Source organism: Caballeronia sp. LZ019, from assembly GCF_031450825.1.
Lineage (GTDB): Bacteria > Pseudomonadota > Gammaproteobacteria > Burkholderiales > Burkholderiaceae > Caballeronia.
On record NZ_JARTVZ010000002.1, the window covers coordinates 542,174 to 558,237 of the forward strand.

Genomic DNA, 16,064 nt, shown 5'->3' on the forward strand with positions numbered 1-16,064 from the left:
GGAAGGAGTACAGTTGCGGCGATTTGCCCTAGACTTCCGCTTGATCCAGCCGATAAAACCGCGCCCGTGAAACTCTACGAACGACTCGCCGACGAAATCGAAGCCGCCGTGCGGCGCGGCGTATTCACGCCGGGCGAGCGCATCGCGTCGGTGCGGCAGGCAAGCCAGCAGCACGGCGTGAGCATCAAGACCGTGCTGCATGCGTACGCGTTGCTGGAAAGCCGGGGCATTCTCGAGACGCGGCCGCAATCGGGCTACTTCGTGCGGGCGAAGCCGGACCATCGCGCGGCAGGGCGCAAGCGGGACGGCGAGGCGGGCGCGGGCGCGATCGCGGTCGCGGTCGCTTCGGAAGTTGACGTGAGCCGACTCGTGCTGTTGACGCTGCGCAGTATCCGCGCGCACGACGCCGTGCCGTTCGGCTCGCCGTATCCCGATACCGAGCCGTTCCCGTGGCGGCGCATCAACCAATATGCGAACGCCATCGCGCGGCGTCATGCAAGCTGGAATCTGATCGACGATCTGCCGCCCGGCAATCCCGAGCTGATCCGCCAGATTGCGCGGCGTTATGCGGAAAACGGCGTGCCGGTCGATCCGGGCGAGATTGTCATCACGGTCGGCGCCACCGAAGCGATCAACCTGAGCCTGCAGGCTGTCGCGAAACCGGGCGACACGGTCGCCGTCGAATCGCCCACGTTCTACGCGATGCTCCACGCGATCGAGCGTCTCGGCATGCGCGCGATCGAAGTGCCGACGCACCCCGCCGATGGCATCGACATCGACGCGCTCGCGCAGATCGTCGGCGAGGGCAAGATCGCGGCGTGCATGGTGATGCCGAACTTTCAGAATCCGCTCGGCTTTCAGATGCCGGATGCGCGCAAGCGCCAGCTCGTCGATCTGCTCTCGATGCACGATATTCCCGTCATCGAGAACGACGTCTATCAGGAACTGCATTTCGGCGATGCGCGGCCTTCGACGCTCAAGAACTACGATACGAAGGGCATCGTGCTGCACTGCGCGTCGTTTTCGAAGAGCCTGACCGCGTCGCATCGCATCGGCTGGGCGATGCCGGGGCGCTTTCGCGCGCAGGTCGAGAAGCTCAAGTTTCTCAATACGCTGACGACGCCATCCGTGCCGCAAGTGGCCGTTGCTGATTATCTGCGTCACGATGGCTTCGACAGGCACTTGCGCCGCGTGCGCAAGCTGTATCGGCAGCAGGCGCGCATCATGATTGCGATGGTGGAGCGCTTCTTTCCGCCCGGCACGCGCACGTCCGCGCCGCAGGGCGGTTATGTGCTGTGGGTGGAACTGCCGGAGCGCGTCGATTCGATGCTGCTGTATCGCGCGGCGCTCAGCGAGCGCATCACGGTCGGCCCGGGATATATGTTCTCGACGCGCAACGCGTTCGCCCATTACATTCGCCTCAACTACAGCTATCCGTGGACGCCGCAGCGCGAGGCGGCGCTGCAACGGCTCGGGCAACTCGTCGGCGAACTGGACGCCCGCGCGAAGGGAGCAAGGACATGAACGACGACATCGATCCGGCGCTGGTCGCCGTTCTCGCGCAACTATGGCGTGCGAAGCAGGAAACGCCCGCGCGCGCGTGGTCGCTGCCGAAACTGGCGAAGCAATCCGCCTTGCCGATGAGCGCGCTGCGCCGGCAATTGACGGCGCTCGCGGATGCGGGCCTGGCGGAAGTGCGGGTCAGCGAGCAAGGCGCGGGCTCGGCGTGGTTGACTGGGGAGGGCGAATCGCTCTGCAGTGCAATTTTTGGAGCCGACGAATGAACGACGAACGAGTTGACGCACCGAATGCCCGGAAGCGGCCGGACCCGGTCGCTCCCTGCGACGGCAATCGAGACCGCCGCTTGCAGGAAACGCCGCGCGCCGAATGGCCGCCGCTTCGCTGACGGCGTCGCCACCGCGTTGGACATCCACATCATCCTGCACGGCCGGCGCGGCCTGACCGGCCAGATTTATAGCCAGCTGCGCGCCGGCATCATCGAAGGGCGGCTCGCCGCGAACGCGCGTCTGCCGTCCACGCGCGATCTCGCCGCGCAGCTCGGCGTCTCCCGAAAGACGACGCTCGAAGTGTTCGATCGCCTCATCGCGGAAGGCTTTCTGCGCACGCGCGCGGGCGACGGCACGTTCGTCGCCGATGGCCTCGCGCGCCTGCCGGGCGCTCGTCCCGAACCGGCGTCGGCGCGCGCCCGGGCCGCCGGGATCTGGCGCGCGATGCCCGAGCGCATGGCGATGCCGATGCCGCCCGCGGACGTGTCGCTCGACTGCGACTTCAAAGGCGGCGTCACCGACAAGACGCTGTTTCCCTTCGATGCCTGGCGTCGCTGTCTGAATCAGGCGCTGCGCACACAGGCGCGCGCGGGCGGCGGCGTGGCGTCGTATCGCGATCCTGCGGGCGAGCAGGAACTGCGGCTCGGCATCGCGCGCTATCTCGGCTTCAGCCGCGCGGTGGCGTGCAACTGGCAGGATGTCGTCGTGACGCAAGGGGCGCAGCAGGCGCTCGATCTGCTCGCGCGCGTGGTCATCCAGCCGGGGGACGTCGTCGCCGTCGAAGAACCCGGCTATCCGCCTGCGCGGGCGCTGTTCGCGGCGCTGGGCGCACGCATCGCGCATGTGCCGGTGGACGGCGAGGGCATCGTCGTCAGCAGGCTGCCGCGCAACGCACGGCTCGTCTACGTGACGCCGTCGCATCAATTTCCGCTCGGCATGCCGATGACCCTCGATCGCCGCGTCGAACTGCTCGAATGGGCGGCCAGGCGCGGCGCGGTGATCGTCGAGGACGATTACGACGGCGAGTTCCGTTTCGAAGGACGGCCGGTGGAATCGCTGAAGAGTCTGGATCGGGCGGGACTGGTCGCGTATGTCGGCACGTTTTCGAAAACGCTGTTTCCCGACTTGCGGATCGGCTATGTCGTGCCGCCCGCGACGCTTCGCAAGCCGCTCTGGCACGCAAAGCAGATCGCGGACTGGCACGGCTGCATGCTGACGCAGGCGGCGCTCGGCGCGTTCATGCTCGACGGCGAATACGCGAAGCATCTGCGCCGCATGCACAAGGCGTACGCCCAGCGGCGCACGGCCTTGCTCGACAGGCTGACGGGCGATCTCGCGCCCTGCTTCGAGCCGCTTCCCGCGATGGCCGGCATCCATCTCGTCGCGCGCCTTCGCGAACCGTGGCAGGAGGCGCGCGTCGTCGCGGCGGCGCGGGAGGCGTCGGTCGGGCTGTACGGCATCCGCCCGTTCTATGCGGGCGTGGCCCGCGAGCAGGGCATGCTGTTCGGATACGGCGGCACGAGCGCGGAGACGATCGGGCGCGGTATGACGCGTCTCGCCGCGCTCATGCCGTCGCTTCGCGGATGACCGGGCGTCACTGGTCGTCGCAGAGCAGGAGCAGTTTCTCCTGGCTGGTGCACGTCGATTTCTTCCTGGGCGCGCCGGCTTCCGTGCCGCGCGTGGACACCGTCTGCGCCGAGCCCTGCGCTTTCGCGGCTGCCGTGCGCCGCGCGATGCACTGGCGCAGGTGCTTTTCCATCGGCGGATAGTACTTCCAGCCGCGCGTGAGCGGCGGCAACTCCAGCCGTACCTGCTTCCACTTCGGATGACCGCTTGCCTGCAGCGTGTCGAAGTTCGTGCAGAGGGAATCGGCGAACTTCGACAGCGCGCCGACCGTGCCGCGCAGGCCGTAGTCGTAGGTGACGAGGAATGCCTTCACGGTGAGCGTCGGCGTGTCTTCCTGAATCCAGTTCGGATAGCTCGTCGTCCGGATGGTCGCGGGGAAGTACGTCTGCTTCGCCTTTGCCGTCTCCGGAGCGGACGGATCGAGCCGCAGCAGCTTGATCTGCTGCAGCAGTTCCGGGTTCATGTCCTGAAAGAGCTTCGCGGGCTGGCCCGCGACGATCACCGCGACGTCGATCTTGCGCACGATCAGCTTGGCGAGCGCGTCTTCGTTGTTGTAGTGCTGCTCGTTCGCCTCGGGAATCGGCTCGCCGAACATCAGCCGGTAAAGCGTTTCCGCCGATTGCGCCGTGCCGCTGCCGATCGGCCCGACGCTGATGTTCTTGCCCTTGATCTCGTTGATGGTCTTGAGCGGCGAATCCGAGCGCACGACGAAGTAAATCTCCTCGTCGTACAGCGGCATGATGAGCCGCAGCGGCTGGATGATCTTGCCCGCATCCGCGTTGCCGGAACTCGCCATGTCGAGATACGCCTGATACACGTCCGACTGCACCAGCGCGAATTTCACGCCCGGCTCATATCGCATGCGCTGCACGTTTTCCGCCGATCCCTTCGACGGCAGCACTTCGAGATCGATGCCCGCCGGCTCGGCGACGTACTTCGACAAGTCCTGGCCGATCTGGATGTACGTGCCGCGTTCCTGGCCCGTCGTGATCTTGTACGGCACGGGATCGGCGAAACTCGGATTCGCCGCGCCGGCGAGCCCGATGACGGCGCAGAGCGCGAGCGCACCCCGCGCGGCATTGCGCATGAAACTGGTCGAGACCATGATTGACCCTTGAGTCGAGTTGGACGGGTTCTTCGAAACACGCGCGATGCGGCTGCATCGCGCGAAAGGCGGTCATGCGCGGGTTGCGCGGGCTGGCTTAGCGCGCGGGTTTGGGCGCGGCGTCCGTGTTGCTCCAGCCGTATTGCTTGATCGCGCGTTCGACGTCGTCGCTCTTGTCGGCGTCGAAACGCGCCGTCACGGTCGATGCAGCCGACGTGCTCGCCGCCCGCGCGCCCGGACCGGCGACCGGCGTCGTCGGCGCGAGCGTGGCGGTGGCGACGGCGGTCTGCACGGTCGCCACGGGCCTCACGGCCGGCGCGGTGTTCGATGTCGCCAGGAGCGGCGGCGCGTGCGATACGGCGGGCTGCGCGAGGGCCTGGGCCGCCGCCGGCGCCGCTGACGATTGCCCGCCAGCAGGCGTCGTGTGTTGTACGGGCGCGGGCGACGGAGTGGGACGCGGCGTCGGCGCGACATACATGCCGTTCGGCGCGGCGGGCGCGACGTACATGTCGGTCGGCGCGCTCGGCGCCACGTACATGCCGTTCTGCGCGCTCGGGGCGACATAGAGGCCGTTCCCCTGCGCGGCTTGCGCAGGCTTTGTGCTTTCGACGGTCGTCGTGGCCGATGTCGTGGCCGATGTCGTCGCCGGTTTCGCAGGCGCGGTCGCCGTCACGGCGGGGGCCGAGGCGAACGCGGGCGTCGGCGGAAGGATGGTCGCGGCGACGACTGCGTTCGTGGCCGCCTGCGCACGTGCGATCTTTTCCGCGCGCGACAAGTAGCCGGTCTCCGCGCGGGCTTCGTCGAGTGCGGCCTGCCGTGCGGCCGCCGCAGCGGCGGTGGCGTTGGCCGCGCGTGGCGTCGTGTGCCGTTCCGGCGCGGGCTTCGCGGCGGCGACGGCTGCGGGCGGTGCAGCGGTTGCGGGCGAGGAAGAAGGCGCCGAAGGCGCCGCCGTTGCAACGTTTGCCGGAGCCTGCGACGGAACGGGAGCGGGCGCCGGCGCGACCGCCACCGCGCCCGTCGCGGCGGCGGGGTTCGGCGTGTTGTCGACGGCGTTCGCCGCGCCTGCTTTCGCGCCCTGCGGCGTCGCCGCGAGCCAGCCTGCATGGGTGATGACGCGCTCGAGCATCGCCTGCGACTCGGCGTTGCTACCGTCGAGCGCCAGCGCCTCCGCCGCATTCTGCTGCACGCACGCCCAGGCGGAAGTCCGCTCGCATGCGCGGGCCAGTTGCAGCGCGGCGTCGCGTTGCAGTTCGCGGTTCGCCAGTTCGTCCTTGAGCGCATCGAATTCGGGACGCGTCTGCTGCTGCGCGGGCAGCGCCTTGATGCGGGCGCGCGCCTGCGTCAGATCGCGCCGATCCAGCGCCATGCGCGTGGCGTACAGCGGATCGTCCGGTGCGATGACGCGGGCGCTGTCCTGCGCCGTCGGGGCTTGCGGCTTCGGGGTGCCGGGAAGCGCGGATTCGGCGGGCGCATCGGTTGCGCCGCGGCCGAATGCGCCGAATTTCGGGTCGATGGCGCCGGACGCGCTCGATTCGGTCTGCGGTACGGGCTGCTCGTCCGATGCCTGCCGCAGGACGACGATCGCCCCGGCGGCGAGCGCCAGCGCGCATGCGCCCGCGATGATCGTCTTCCTGCGATCCCGGCTGCCGGAGCCGGGCAGGCCGTCGGGATCGTTGCTCGGGTCCGCGTAGGCGTTGCGCGCGGATTCCTCGGCGCGCTTCGCCCGGTGTTCCGCCGCCCGCTGCGCGATGCGCTCGCTCGCGCGCTTCGGGTCCCAGCGTCCGGTCCAGGCGGAGTTCGGCGCTTCGTCGTCGCCGGTATCGATCGGACCGGATGCCGACGCCGATGCCGAAGCGAACGGCGTGGAAGCCTGCTGCTCGAACATGCTCGTGCGCGGCCGTGCGTCTCCCGCGCCCCGTTTGTGGCCGAAGGCCGCGCTGCGGTCCGCGCCGCAGTTGGGGCAACTGTCGGCGCTCTTGCGCATCGTGCTGCCGCAGCGCTGGCAGACGACGGAAAACATGGATGCGGGAAACGTCAAACGCGTGGTCATGCTAAAAGCCCTCGAAGGACATATTCGATAACGTGGCTTCGGCGTCGCCTCGCGCGGGTAACGCGGGGGCTGCCGCAGCAATCCTTCGTATTGTTCCCCGTGCGAAAACTCGCTGTGGGGAAGCGAAATCCGAATATGGTTCAACCATTTCCGGACGTCAATTGCGTTTCGCACCTAGGTTCGGGCGTCCGGATGCGAGCGCGGCCGCGTTCTCGACCCGCCGCGCAGCCCCGGTCCCGATGCGAAAGCGCCGGATCGCGGCGACGGTGGCCCATTCGCAGATTCGCTGCGGTTCGGGCGATGCGCGCAGCGCCACGCTTCAGTCTGTCTGATTGCGACATTTTGCGCGGGGCGGCGGTTTTGAGACGCCATTCTTTAGCCGATAACCGACAAGGCTCCCGGGCCGCTCGCTACCCCACTGATGCCAACGCGGCCGCCACGTGGCGCAGCGCGTGGTTAGTTAGGGCGGCGAAATAAATTTCAAAAGCCCGCAAACGAAAAACGCCCCCGAAGGGGCGTCCCGCGAGACCGTGCTTCGATCAGCTCGCCAGTTGCAGCTTGCCGTCGATACGGCGATTCAGCCCCAGCGGATTGTCGATCTTGAGCGCGTCGGGCAGCAGCGCTTCCGGCAGGTCCTGATAGCTCACCGGGCGCAGGAAGCGATCGATCGCCAGGCTGCCGACCGAGGTCGAACGGCCGTCCGCCGTTGACGGGTACGGGCCGCCGTGAACCATCGCGTGACCGACTTCCACGCCGGTGCCGAAGCCGTTCACGAGAATGCGGCCGGTGCGGCGTTCGAGCGCCGGCAGGAAGCTGCGGGCATCGGCGTAATCGGCTTCGTCGATGTGCAGCGCCGACGTCAGCTGGCCTTCGAGCGATTCGATCAGCTCGCGCATCGACGCCAGATCCGGGCAGCGCACGACGAGCGACGATGCGCCGAATATCTCTTCCTGCAGTTCGAGGTTCTTGCGGAACGCATCCGCCGTCGTCACGAACAGCGCCGACTGGCCCTGATGGCCGCTCTTGGCTTCGAGACCGCGCGCGGCGATCGTCACGTCGGCGTGCGAGCCGGCCTTTTCGATCGCGCTTTCGTAGGTCTTGTGGATGCCCGGCGTGAGCATCGTCTGAGCCGTGGTTTCCTTCAGCGCCGCCGATGCCGCCTCGATGAACTTGTCGAGGTCGGGACCGTCGATGGCCAGCACGAGGCCGGGGTTCGTGCAGAACTGGCCCGCGCCGAGCACGAGCGATTGCACGAACGCCTTGCCGATGGCTTCGCCACGGTTCTTCAGCGCGTTCGGGAACAGCACGACCGGGTTGATGCTGCTCATTTCCGCGTAGACCGGGATCGGCTCGGTGCGAGCTGCGGCGAGCTTCATCAGCGCCGTGCCGCCGCCGCGCGAACCGGTGAAGCCGGCTGCCTTGATGCGGTTGTCCTTGACGAGACCCTGGCCGATGTCGCGGCCGCTGTCGAACAGCAGCGAGAACGTGCCTTCAGGCATGCCGCAATCCTTGACAGCCTTCTGCACCGCGCGGCCGACGAGTTCCGCCGTGCCCGGATGCGCCGAGTGCGCCTTCACGATGACGGGGCAACCCGCGGCCAGCGCCGATGCCGTATCGCCGCCCGCGACGGAGAACGCCAGCGGGAAGTTGCTTGCGCCGAAGACGGCGACCGGGCCGAGGCCGATGTAACGCAGGCGCAGGTCGACGCGCGGCAGCGGCTTGCGCTCGGGCTGCGGCGGGTCGATACGCACGCCGAGGTAATCGCCGTTGCGGACGACATCGGCGAACATGCGCAACTGGCCGACCGTGCGGCCGCGCTCGCCTTCGAGACGCGGGCGCGGCAGGCCGCTTTCGATCATGCAGCGCTCGATCAGGTCGTCGCCGATATCGAGGATGTTCTGGGCGATGGCTTCCAGGAACTTCGCGCGTGCTTCCGGCGCGGTTTCGCGATACACGTCGAATGCGGACCAGGCGAGCGCGCACGCGCGGTCGAGGTCGTCGAGCGTCGCGCCGCCGAAAGCCGGTTCGATGGCCGCGCCGGTCGATGCGTTGACGGCCTTGATGGAACCGTTCGCGCCGAAGACGGATTGCTGGCCGATGAGCAGATTGCCTGTGAGTTGCATGATGTCTCGTCCTTCTCGTGAAATGGATCGCCCACTCGTATGATGACTGACGAGCGTGGCGCTATGCCGACTATACGGCTCGAGGCACGCGCCTGTATAGTGAAACCTTTCCATCGCATGATCGCTTTTTGGAATCACCCGGCAGCGTCGCATGATCAAGAATTCGCTCGATGTTCTCATGTCCCGGCTGCGCATGAAGCAGTTGCAACTGCTGATCGCGCTCGACGAGCACAAGTCGCTGCACAAGGCGTCGAGCGCGATGGCGATGACCCAGTCCGCCGCGAGCAAGGCGCTCGCGGAACTCGAATCCATGCTGGAAGCGCCGCTCTTCGAGCGCGCGAAAAGCGGGCTGATCCCGAATCCGTTCGGCCGCTGCGTCATTCGTTACGCGCGCGTGCTCGCCGCCGATCTGAACGCGCTCTGCCAGGAAGTGGCGCAGATTCGCGCGGGCACCGGCGGGCGGCTGTCGGTCGGCACGATCATGGGCGCGGTGTCGGGCGTCGTCGCGCCGATCGTGAACAGGATGCACGCGAAGCATCCGGACCTCGCAATCGAAATCATCGAGGACACGAGCGCCAACATGCTCGTGATGCTGGACGATGGCCGCGTCGATCTGGTGATCGGGCGCGCGAGCGTATCGGATCAGCCGTCGAAGTATCACTATCAGCCGCTCACCGATGAGCCGCTTTGCGTCGTCGTCGGACGGATTCACGCGGAGCCGGGGGCCGGCGAGATCGGCTTCGCGGAGCTGGCGAATCATCGCTGGGTGACGTATCCGAGCTATCTGCCGATGAGCGCGCTGCTCGAGCGCGAACTCGATCTTGCCGGCCTGCCGATGCCCGCCAATCCCATTTCGACCGCATCGCCGTTCGTCACCGTCACGTTGCTGCAGGAGAGTCCCGAACTCGTGTCGATTCTCCCCGCGAGCGTCGCGCGCGTATTCGAAACTCACGGCATGCTGCGCGTGCTGCCGGTGCGGATGAAGTCGAAATCGCAGACGTACGGCGTCGTCACGCGAAAGGGCGGGGCGCTTTCGCCGGCGGCGCGGCAGTTCGTGCAGATGCTGCGCGAGACCGGCCGGCCGCAGTGAACGGGCGCGTCATCGCGTCGCGACGAGGAAAAGGCGCGGAAACGGCAGCAGCACGCAGCCGTCGTCCAGCACCGTATAGGCGGAGGCCAGCGCACAGCGGTAGCGGTTCAGGAAATCCTCCTGTTCTAGGGCGTCGAGCTTCGCCAGAAACGGCCGCAGCGCGCTGCCCTTGAACCATTCGACGACAGCATCGACGCCACCTTCGAGCGCGTGGTGATACGTCGTTCGCCAGACGCGCGCGCAATGAGGCTTCAGCAGCCGGTAATACCACTCGGCGGAGAAGCGCGCCGTGCGCTCCACGCCTTGCAGCCGCTGCCGCCACGGCGCTTGCGCCGCGACTGTGCGCATGTGCGCGTGAGCAGGCTCGTCGAGGTTGTCGGGCATCTGGATCGCGAGGCGTCCGCCGGGCGAGAGCTTGTGGACGAGGCGAGGCAGCAGCGTGTCGTGGCCGCGCACCCACTGCAGCGACGCATTGGCGAGAATCAGATCGTATGGGCCCGCGCCGTCCCACGCGGCGATATCCGCCAGTTCGAACGCCACGTGGGGCATGCGTTTGCGCGCCGCGTCGATCATGTCCTGCGAATTGTTGACGCCGATCACGCTCGCCCCGGGCGCAAAACCGACGAGCGTCTCGGTCGAGTTGCCGGGACCGCAGCCCAGATCGACGGCGGTCCGGATGGGCGCGCCCTCCGCTCCGTTCAACAGATCGCGCACCGGCCGCGTGCGTTCCGCTTCGAAAAGACTGTACTGCTGCGCTTGCCAGTCGGAAGGTGTCGTCATCGAATGCTCCAGCCGTTCGCGGGTGATCGGGCAAATAATACCGCCCGGGCCGCCGCCTTCGAAAAAGAATGCCCGAACAGGACACTCGGACATGCGCCGCGCGCCGGGCGCCGGCCTATACTGCCGTGGTGTTGCAAGCGGCAGGCGGTCGAATCGACCTGTGACGTCGCCTGTCAGACCAGCGTCATGCGCGCCGTCTCCGGCGCACAGCAATCGGAGAATCGCCCATGAGCGACACCCCAGCCGGCGGCATGAGCGGTCTCGTGACCGCGCTGCGTGAGCGGCAGACGGAATTGACCGAACGATGGATGAACCTCGTGTTCGGCGATTCCGAAGTCGAACACGCGGACCAGCTCACGTATCGCCAGCTTGCGGATCATTTGCCGAGCATCTTCGAAGAGATTTGCGTCGTGCTCGAATCGCGAACCGCCGTTGACAGCGCACGCACGCTCGAAGCCGACGCGCGGCGGCACGGCCAGTGGCGCTGGCAGCAGGGGTATCGCATCGATGAACTGGTGCGCGAGCTCGACGCATTCCGGCAGGTGCTGCTGTCGGCCATCGGCGAATATGCGGCGACGCACGAGGGTCTGTCGCGCGCCGAAGAAGAGCACGCCCGCCTCACGACCGACGAAGTCATCAGCTTCGTCACGCTGACGTCGATTCGCGAAGCCGTGAGCGAGCGCGATCGCAAGATCGACGATTACACCGGCATGCTGGAGCACGCGAATTACGAACTGACGCTGCGGCAGAAGCTGATCAGCGAGCTCTACGAGACGCGCATGCAGATCACGCGGCGCGTCGCGCACGACTTGCGCAATTTCCTGAATGTGTTCTCGACGGCGCTGCAACTGGCCGGACGCTCGCCCGCGCGGCGCGACACGGCGCTCGCGCTCGCGAATCGCCAGATCGGCGACATGGCGACGCTCGTGGACGAAATGGTCGAATACTCGAAGGTGCTCGGCGACGACTCCATCCTCACCGTCGAGTCCTTCGATCTGATCGGCCTCTACGACGAACTGTTGCAGTCGTCGCGCGTCGCGGCCGAGGCCAAAGGGCTCGCGCTCATCGGGCATCTGGACGCGAGCCTCGGCCGCGTGGTGTCGAACCGGCTGAAGGTCAAGCAGGTCGCGCTGAACCTGCTGTCGAACGCCATCAAATACACGGCGTCGGGCGAGATCGCGCTGACGATCGGCGCCGCGCCGGATAATCGCTGGCGTCTGCGCGTCGCGGATACCGGCGTGGGCATCAGCGAAGCGGATCAGGAGCGCGTGTTCGAGGAATTCGAGCGCGCCGCCGCCGACGACATCCCCGGCGCGGGGCTAGGGCTTGCGATCGTCAAGGAACTGTCGCGCACGCTGGACGGCGAGCTGCGCTTCCAGTCGTCGAAAGGGCATGGCAGCGTGTTCGAAGTCACGTTCCCGCTCGTGCTGGAGCCGAAGCCTTCCCGCGCGCCGTGACTTGCACCGGCAAAGAAAAAGGCGAACGGATTGCTCCGTTCGCCCTTCTTGCAGCACATCCGGTGACGCTTACGCGGCCACGGCTTCTTCCTCTTCCACCGATGCGCGGATCAGGTGGTCGAACGCGCCGAGCGATGCCTTCGCGCCTTCGCCCACGGCGATCACGATCTGCTTGAACGGCACGGTCGTCACGTCGCCCGCGGCGAACACGCCCGGCAGCGACGTCGCGCCCTTCGCATCGACGATGATCTCGCCGTGCTTCGACAACTCCACCGTGCCCTTCAGCCATTCGGTGTTCGGCACGAGGCCGATTTGCACGAACACGCCTTCCAGGTCCACGCGATGGCTTTCGCCGTTCACGCGGTCGGTGTAGGTCAGACCGTTGACCTTCTTGCCGTCGCCGGTGATTTCCGTCGTCTGCGCGCTCGTGACGATGGTCACGTTCGGCAGGCTGCGCAGCTTCTTCTGCAGTACCGCGTCCGCACGCAGTTCCGCGCCGAATTCGATCAGCGTCACCGCCGATACCACGCCCGCCAGATCGATCGCCGCCTCGACGCCCGAGTTGCCGCCGCCGATCACCGCGACGCGCTTGCCCTTGAAGAGCGGACCGTCGCAGTGCGGGCAGTAAGCCACGCCCCGCCCGCGATATTCGCGCTCGCCCGGCACGTTGATTTCGCGCCAGCGCGCGCCCGTCGCGAGGATGATGGTCTTCGCCTTCAGCACCGCGCCGCTCGCGAGATGAACTTCGTTGACGCGCCCCGGAACCAGCTTCTCGGCGCGCTGCACGTCCATCACGTTGACTTCATAACTCTTGACGTGCTGCTCGAGCGCGGTCGCGAACTTCGGTCCTTCCGTTTCCTGCACCGAGATGAAGTTCTCGATCGCCATCGTGTCGAGCACCTGGCCGCCGAAGCGTTCCGCGACGACACCGGTGGCGATGCCCTTGCGCGCCGAGTAGATGGCCGCTGCCGCACCGGCGGGGCCGCCGCCAACGATCAGCACATCGAACACCGGCTTCTTCTCCAGTTCCTTCGCTGCGCGAGCCGCCGAACCGCTATCCAGCTTCGCAAGGATTTCCTTCACGCCGATGCGGCCCTGGCCGAAGCTCTCGCCGTTCAGGAACATCGTCGGCACGGCCATGACCTGGCGTTCCTCGACTTCGTTCTGGAACAGCGCGCCGTCGATGGCGACGTGCTTGATGCGCGGGTTGATGATCGCCATCACGTTCAGCGCCTGCACGACTTCCGGGCAGTTCTGGCACGACAGCGAAAAATACGTTTCGAACTGGTATTCGCCATCGAGATTGCGAATCTGCTCGATGGTCGAGTCGTCGAGCTTGATCGGGTGGCCGCCGGTCTGCAGCAGCGCCAGCACGAGCGACGTGAATTCGTGGCCCATCGGGATGCCCGCGAACTGGATGCCCGCAGCCTTGCCCGGCTCGCCGATGGTGAACGACGGACGGCGCGCGGCGGCATCCCCTTTCTCGACGACGCTGATCCGCGGGGACAGCGAAGCGATTTCGTCGAGCAGGCTCTTGAGCTCGTGCGACTTGTCGCTGTCGTCGAGGAAGGCGACGAGCTCGATCGGCCGGGTGACCTTTTCCAGATAGGCTTTCAACTGATTCTTGAGGTTGGCGTCCAGCATGGCGTTGTCCGTTCCGTGACGTTGTTCTTTGCGTTCTGACCGACGCGCTCCGGCGCGGCGCAACAGCGCCGTACCGAAGGCGTAGGGGGTGAACCCGCCGCGAAGCGCGGCCGGGTCCGGATGCTCGTTGTGAGAACCGAGACTTAGATCTTGCCGATGAGGTCGAGCGACGGCGTCAGCGTTTCAGCGCCCGGCGTCCACTTGGCGGGGCAGACTTCGCCCGGGTGTGCCGCGACGTATTGCGCAGCCTGCACCTTGCGCAGCAGTTCGCCCGCGTCACGGCCGATGCCGTTGTCGTGGATTTCGCACAGCTTGATCTCGCCTTCCGGGTTGATCACGAACGTGCCGCGCAGGGCCAGACCTTCTTCCTCGATCAGCACGTCGAAGTTGCGCGAGATCGCGAGCGTCGGGTCGCCGATCATCGGATACTGAATCTTCGCGATGGTTTCCGACGTGTCGTGCCATGCCTTGTGCGTGAAGTGCGTATCCGTTGACACACCGTAGATTTCGACGCCAAGCTTCTTGAATTCTTCGTAACGATCCGCCAGATCGCCGAGTTCGGTCGGGCAGACGAACGTGAAGTCGGCCGGATAGAAGACGAACACGGACCACTTGCCCTTCAGGGTTTCGTCGGTGACGGTCACGAAGTCGCCATTGTGATAGGCGGTTGCTTTGAACGGCTTGACTTGGCTGTTGATGATCGGCATTACCAGATTCCTCTTGGAGTGGTGTTGAAGAAGTAAGTGAAGTATGAACTAAAACTATCAATCCTTGAAAATGGATTGATTTTATCATTGTAATTGATCTGGGCTATGGCGTCGATTCGTCGCGCCATCTGGCCGCGGCACTGCGCTTGCGCTTCGGAAACGTCAACAACTCACGGAGGGTTTCATGAAGATCGGCATCATTGGAGCGGGAAACATCGGACAGGTTCTCGCCGAGCGCTTCGCGCAATGCGGGCATGACGTGAACATCGCCAATTCGCGCGGGCCGGATTCGCTGCGCGACGTGGAGCGCGCGACCGGCGCGACCGCCGTCGAGGCGCGTGACGCGGTGAAGGGCGCCGAAGTCGTCGTCGTGACGATCCCGGAAGCGAAAGTGCCCGATTTGCCGAAAGACTTGTTCGCGGGCGTGCCGGCGAGCGTCGTCGTGATCGATACCGGCAACTACTATCCGCAGCAGCGCGACGGGCGTATCAAGCCGATTGAGAAAGGCATGCCGGAGAGCCGCTGGGTCGAGCAGCAGATCGGGCGTCCGGTGGTGAAGGCGTTCAACAATATCTACGCGGCGCATCTGCGCAAGAACGGCAAGCCGGCGGGCGCGGCGGGGCGCATCGCGCTGCCGGTCGCGGGCGACGATCATCGCGCGAAGAGCGTGGTGATGAAACTGATCGACGAGATCGGCTTCGATGCGGTCGATGCCGGCGAGATCGACGACTCCTGGCGCCAGCAGCCCGCCACGCCCGTCTATACCGCCGATCTGGACGCCGCCGCCCTGCGCGCGGCCCTGCAAAAGGCCGATCCGGTGCGCAAGCCGGAATGGCGCGCAACCGACAGCAGTCCAGGCACTTTCGAAAATCCGGCGTGAATCGGCGCAACAGCGCATCGATCAGCGGGCGACGGGTAAAGCGGACGCGCGCCGTGCGACAATCTGCAAACTTTCCCGATGGGCCTTACCATGACGTGCCGGATCACGCCCGGCGTCATGGACTCGCTGATTGACTATGAAAACCGTTTCTCCAACGCTTGACGTACAGAATAATGATCACCGATTCGGCGAATGCGCCGAATGCGCGGACGTCGAACTGGTCGCCACCGCCACCATTCCGACGCGCTATGGCACCTTCGGCTCTTACGTGTATCGCGTGAAGGAAACGGATGTCGAACACATTGCGTTCGTGATGGGCGACGTGAGCAACGGCGAATCCGTGCTCACGCGGCTGCATTCGGAGTGCGTGACCGGCGATGTATTCGGCTCATACCGCTGCGATTGCGGCGAGCAGCTCGATCTGGCGCTGCGTTATATCGCCGCTGAGAATCGCGGCATTCTGCTTTACCTGCGCGGGCACGAAGGGCGCGGCATCGGCCTGGCGAACAAGATTCGCGCTTACGCGCTGCAGGAACAGGGACTCGATACCGTCGATGCGAACCTGCACCTCGGCCTGCCCGACGACGCCCGCGAATACGATTCCGCCGCCGCCATCCTGCGCGCGATGGAAGTGAAGTCGGTGCGGCTGATGAGCAATAACCCCTCGAAGTTCGATACGCTGCTGCGCCATGACATTCCGGTCAGCGAGCGCGTCGCGCTCGCCATTCCGATGCGCGAGGAGAACGAGCGCTATATCAAGACCAAGCAGGCGCGGTTCGGGCACTACTTCGAAGAGAACGAATAATCGCCCGTCA

Annotated in this window: 13 protein-coding genes; 7 read left to right on the top strand and 6 right to left on the bottom strand. The window is 66.1% G+C overall.

From position 1 onward, the window contains the following. Positions 1-66 precede the first annotated feature (66 nt). The 3 genes from P9255_RS05435 (at position 67) to P9255_RS05445 (ending at position 3,374) form a co-directional block, all read left to right on the top strand. A complete protein-coding gene (locus P9255_RS05435) occupies positions 67-1,524 on the top strand; it encodes a PLP-dependent aminotransferase family protein (RefSeq protein WP_309789227.1) in 1,458 nt (485 codons plus the stop codon). Continuing rightward, positions 1,521-1,784 carry an ArsR family transcriptional regulator gene (locus P9255_RS05440; protein WP_309765898.1) on the top strand — a complete coding sequence of 88 codons (264 nt, stop codon included), beginning with the start codon at positions 1,521-1,523 and terminating at the stop codon, positions 1,782-1,784. Before P9255_RS05435 ends, P9255_RS05440 begins: the two co-directional genes overlap by 4 nt. A gap of 138 nt (positions 1,785-1,922) precedes the next feature. After that, a complete protein-coding gene (locus tag P9255_RS05445) occupies positions 1,923-3,374 on the top strand; it encodes a PLP-dependent aminotransferase family protein (protein WP_309765899.1) in 1,452 nt (483 codons plus the stop codon). A 7-nt stretch (positions 3,375-3,381) separates the two neighbouring features. Here P9255_RS05445 and P9255_RS05450 read toward each other — a convergent pair whose 3' ends face one another. From P9255_RS05450 to P9255_RS05460, 3 genes are all read right to left on the bottom strand, one after another. Continuing rightward, positions 3,382-4,518 (bottom strand): TAXI family TRAP transporter solute-binding subunit, encoded by a 1,137-nt coding sequence (locus P9255_RS05450; protein WP_404980258.1) that lies wholly within the window; start codon positions 4,516-4,518, stop codon positions 3,382-3,384. Between the two features lie 97 nt (positions 4,519-4,615). Beyond that, positions 4,616-6,568 (bottom strand): zinc ribbon domain-containing protein, encoded by a 1,953-nt coding sequence (locus P9255_RS05455; protein WP_309765900.1) that lies wholly within the window; start codon positions 6,566-6,568, stop codon positions 4,616-4,618. 539 nt (positions 6,569-7,107) lie between these two features. Then, positions 7,108-8,691: an aldehyde dehydrogenase (NADP(+)) gene (locus tag P9255_RS05460; RefSeq protein WP_309765901.1), complete on the bottom strand. Its 1,584-nt coding sequence runs from the start codon at positions 8,689-8,691 to the stop codon at positions 7,108-7,110. 154 nt (positions 8,692-8,845) lie between these two features. On the opposite strand from P9255_RS05460, the gene P9255_RS05465 reads away from it, so the two are divergent. Beyond that, positions 8,846-9,781, top strand: a complete 936-nt coding sequence (locus P9255_RS05465) for a LysR family transcriptional regulator (RefSeq protein ID WP_309766773.1) — start codon at positions 8,846-8,848, stop codon at positions 9,779-9,781. A gap of 9 nt (positions 9,782-9,790) precedes the next feature. Here P9255_RS05465 and tam read toward each other — a convergent pair whose 3' ends face one another. Further along, positions 9,791-10,561, bottom strand: coding sequence for a trans-aconitate 2-methyltransferase (gene tam / locus P9255_RS05470; RefSeq protein ID WP_309789228.1), 771 nt, complete (start codon positions 10,559-10,561; stop codon positions 9,791-9,793). A 227-nt stretch (positions 10,562-10,788) separates the two neighbouring features. Between tam and P9255_RS05475 the strand changes: the two genes are divergently transcribed. Continuing rightward, the gene (locus tag P9255_RS05475; protein ID WP_309765903.1) at positions 10,789-12,018 is read left to right on the top strand and encodes a sensor histidine kinase; all 1,230 of its coding nucleotides are present in this window, start codon (positions 10,789-10,791) and stop codon (positions 12,016-12,018) included. Between the two features lie 69 nt (positions 12,019-12,087). Here the strand turns inward: P9255_RS05475 and ahpF are convergent, their stop codons facing one another. Then, positions 12,088-13,662, bottom strand: coding sequence for an alkyl hydroperoxide reductase subunit F (gene ahpF / locus P9255_RS05480; protein WP_309789229.1), 1,575 nt, complete (start codon positions 13,660-13,662; stop codon positions 12,088-12,090). A gap of 143 nt (positions 13,663-13,805) precedes the next feature. Then, positions 13,806-14,369 (bottom strand): alkyl hydroperoxide reductase subunit C, encoded by a 564-nt coding sequence (gene ahpC / locus P9255_RS05485; protein ID WP_309765905.1) that lies wholly within the window; start codon positions 14,367-14,369, stop codon positions 13,806-13,808. A 184-nt stretch (positions 14,370-14,553) separates the two neighbouring features. Between ahpC and P9255_RS05490 the strand changes: the two genes are divergently transcribed. Together P9255_RS05490 and ribA are read left to right on the top strand one after the other, a co-directional pair. Next, positions 14,554-15,249, top strand: a complete 696-nt coding sequence (locus tag P9255_RS05490) for an NAD(P)-binding domain-containing protein (RefSeq protein ID WP_309789230.1) — start codon at positions 14,554-14,556, stop codon at positions 15,247-15,249. A gap of 136 nt (positions 15,250-15,385) precedes the next feature. Next, on the top strand, positions 15,386-16,054 hold the full coding sequence (ribA, locus tag P9255_RS05495; RefSeq protein ID WP_309765907.1) for a GTP cyclohydrolase II: 669 nt from the start codon (positions 15,386-15,388) through the stop codon (positions 16,052-16,054). Positions 16,055-16,064: the final 10 nt, after the last annotated feature.

What these genes read in the sequence shown, in the direction of transcription:
- P9255_RS05440 (WP_309765898.1), top strand. Translation starts at nt 1,521, where the DNA reads ATGAACGACGACATCGATCCGGCGCTGGTCGCCGTTCTCGCGCAACTA.
- P9255_RS05450 (WP_404980258.1), bottom strand. Translation starts at nt 4,518, where the DNA reads ATGGTCTCGACCAGTTTCATGCGCAATGCCGCGCGGGGTGCGCTCGCG.
- P9255_RS05455 (WP_309765900.1), bottom strand. Translation starts at nt 6,568, where the DNA reads ATGACCACGCGTTTGACGTTTCCCGCATCCATGTTTTCCGTCGTCTGC.
- P9255_RS05460 (WP_309765901.1), bottom strand. Translation starts at nt 8,691, where the DNA reads ATGCAACTCACAGGCAATCTGCTCATCGGCCAGCAATCCGTCTTCGGC.
- tam (WP_309789228.1), bottom strand. Translation starts at nt 10,561, where the DNA reads ATGACGACACCTTCCGACTGGCAAGCGCAGCAGTACAGTCTTTTCGAA.
- P9255_RS05475 (WP_309765903.1), top strand. Translation starts at nt 10,789, where the DNA reads ATGAGCGACACCCCAGCCGGCGGCATGAGCGGTCTCGTGACCGCGCTG.
- ahpF (WP_309789229.1), bottom strand. Translation starts at nt 13,662, where the DNA reads ATGCTGGACGCCAACCTCAAGAATCAGTTGAAAGCCTATCTGGAAAAG.
- ahpC (WP_309765905.1), bottom strand. Translation starts at nt 14,369, where the DNA reads ATGCCGATCATCAACAGCCAAGTCAAGCCGTTCAAAGCAACCGCCTAT.
- P9255_RS05490 (WP_309789230.1), top strand. Translation starts at nt 14,554, where the DNA reads ATGAAGATCGGCATCATTGGAGCGGGAAACATCGGACAGGTTCTCGCC.
- ribA (WP_309765907.1), top strand. Translation starts at nt 15,386, where the DNA reads ATGAAAACCGTTTCTCCAACGCTTGACGTACAGAATAATGATCACCGA.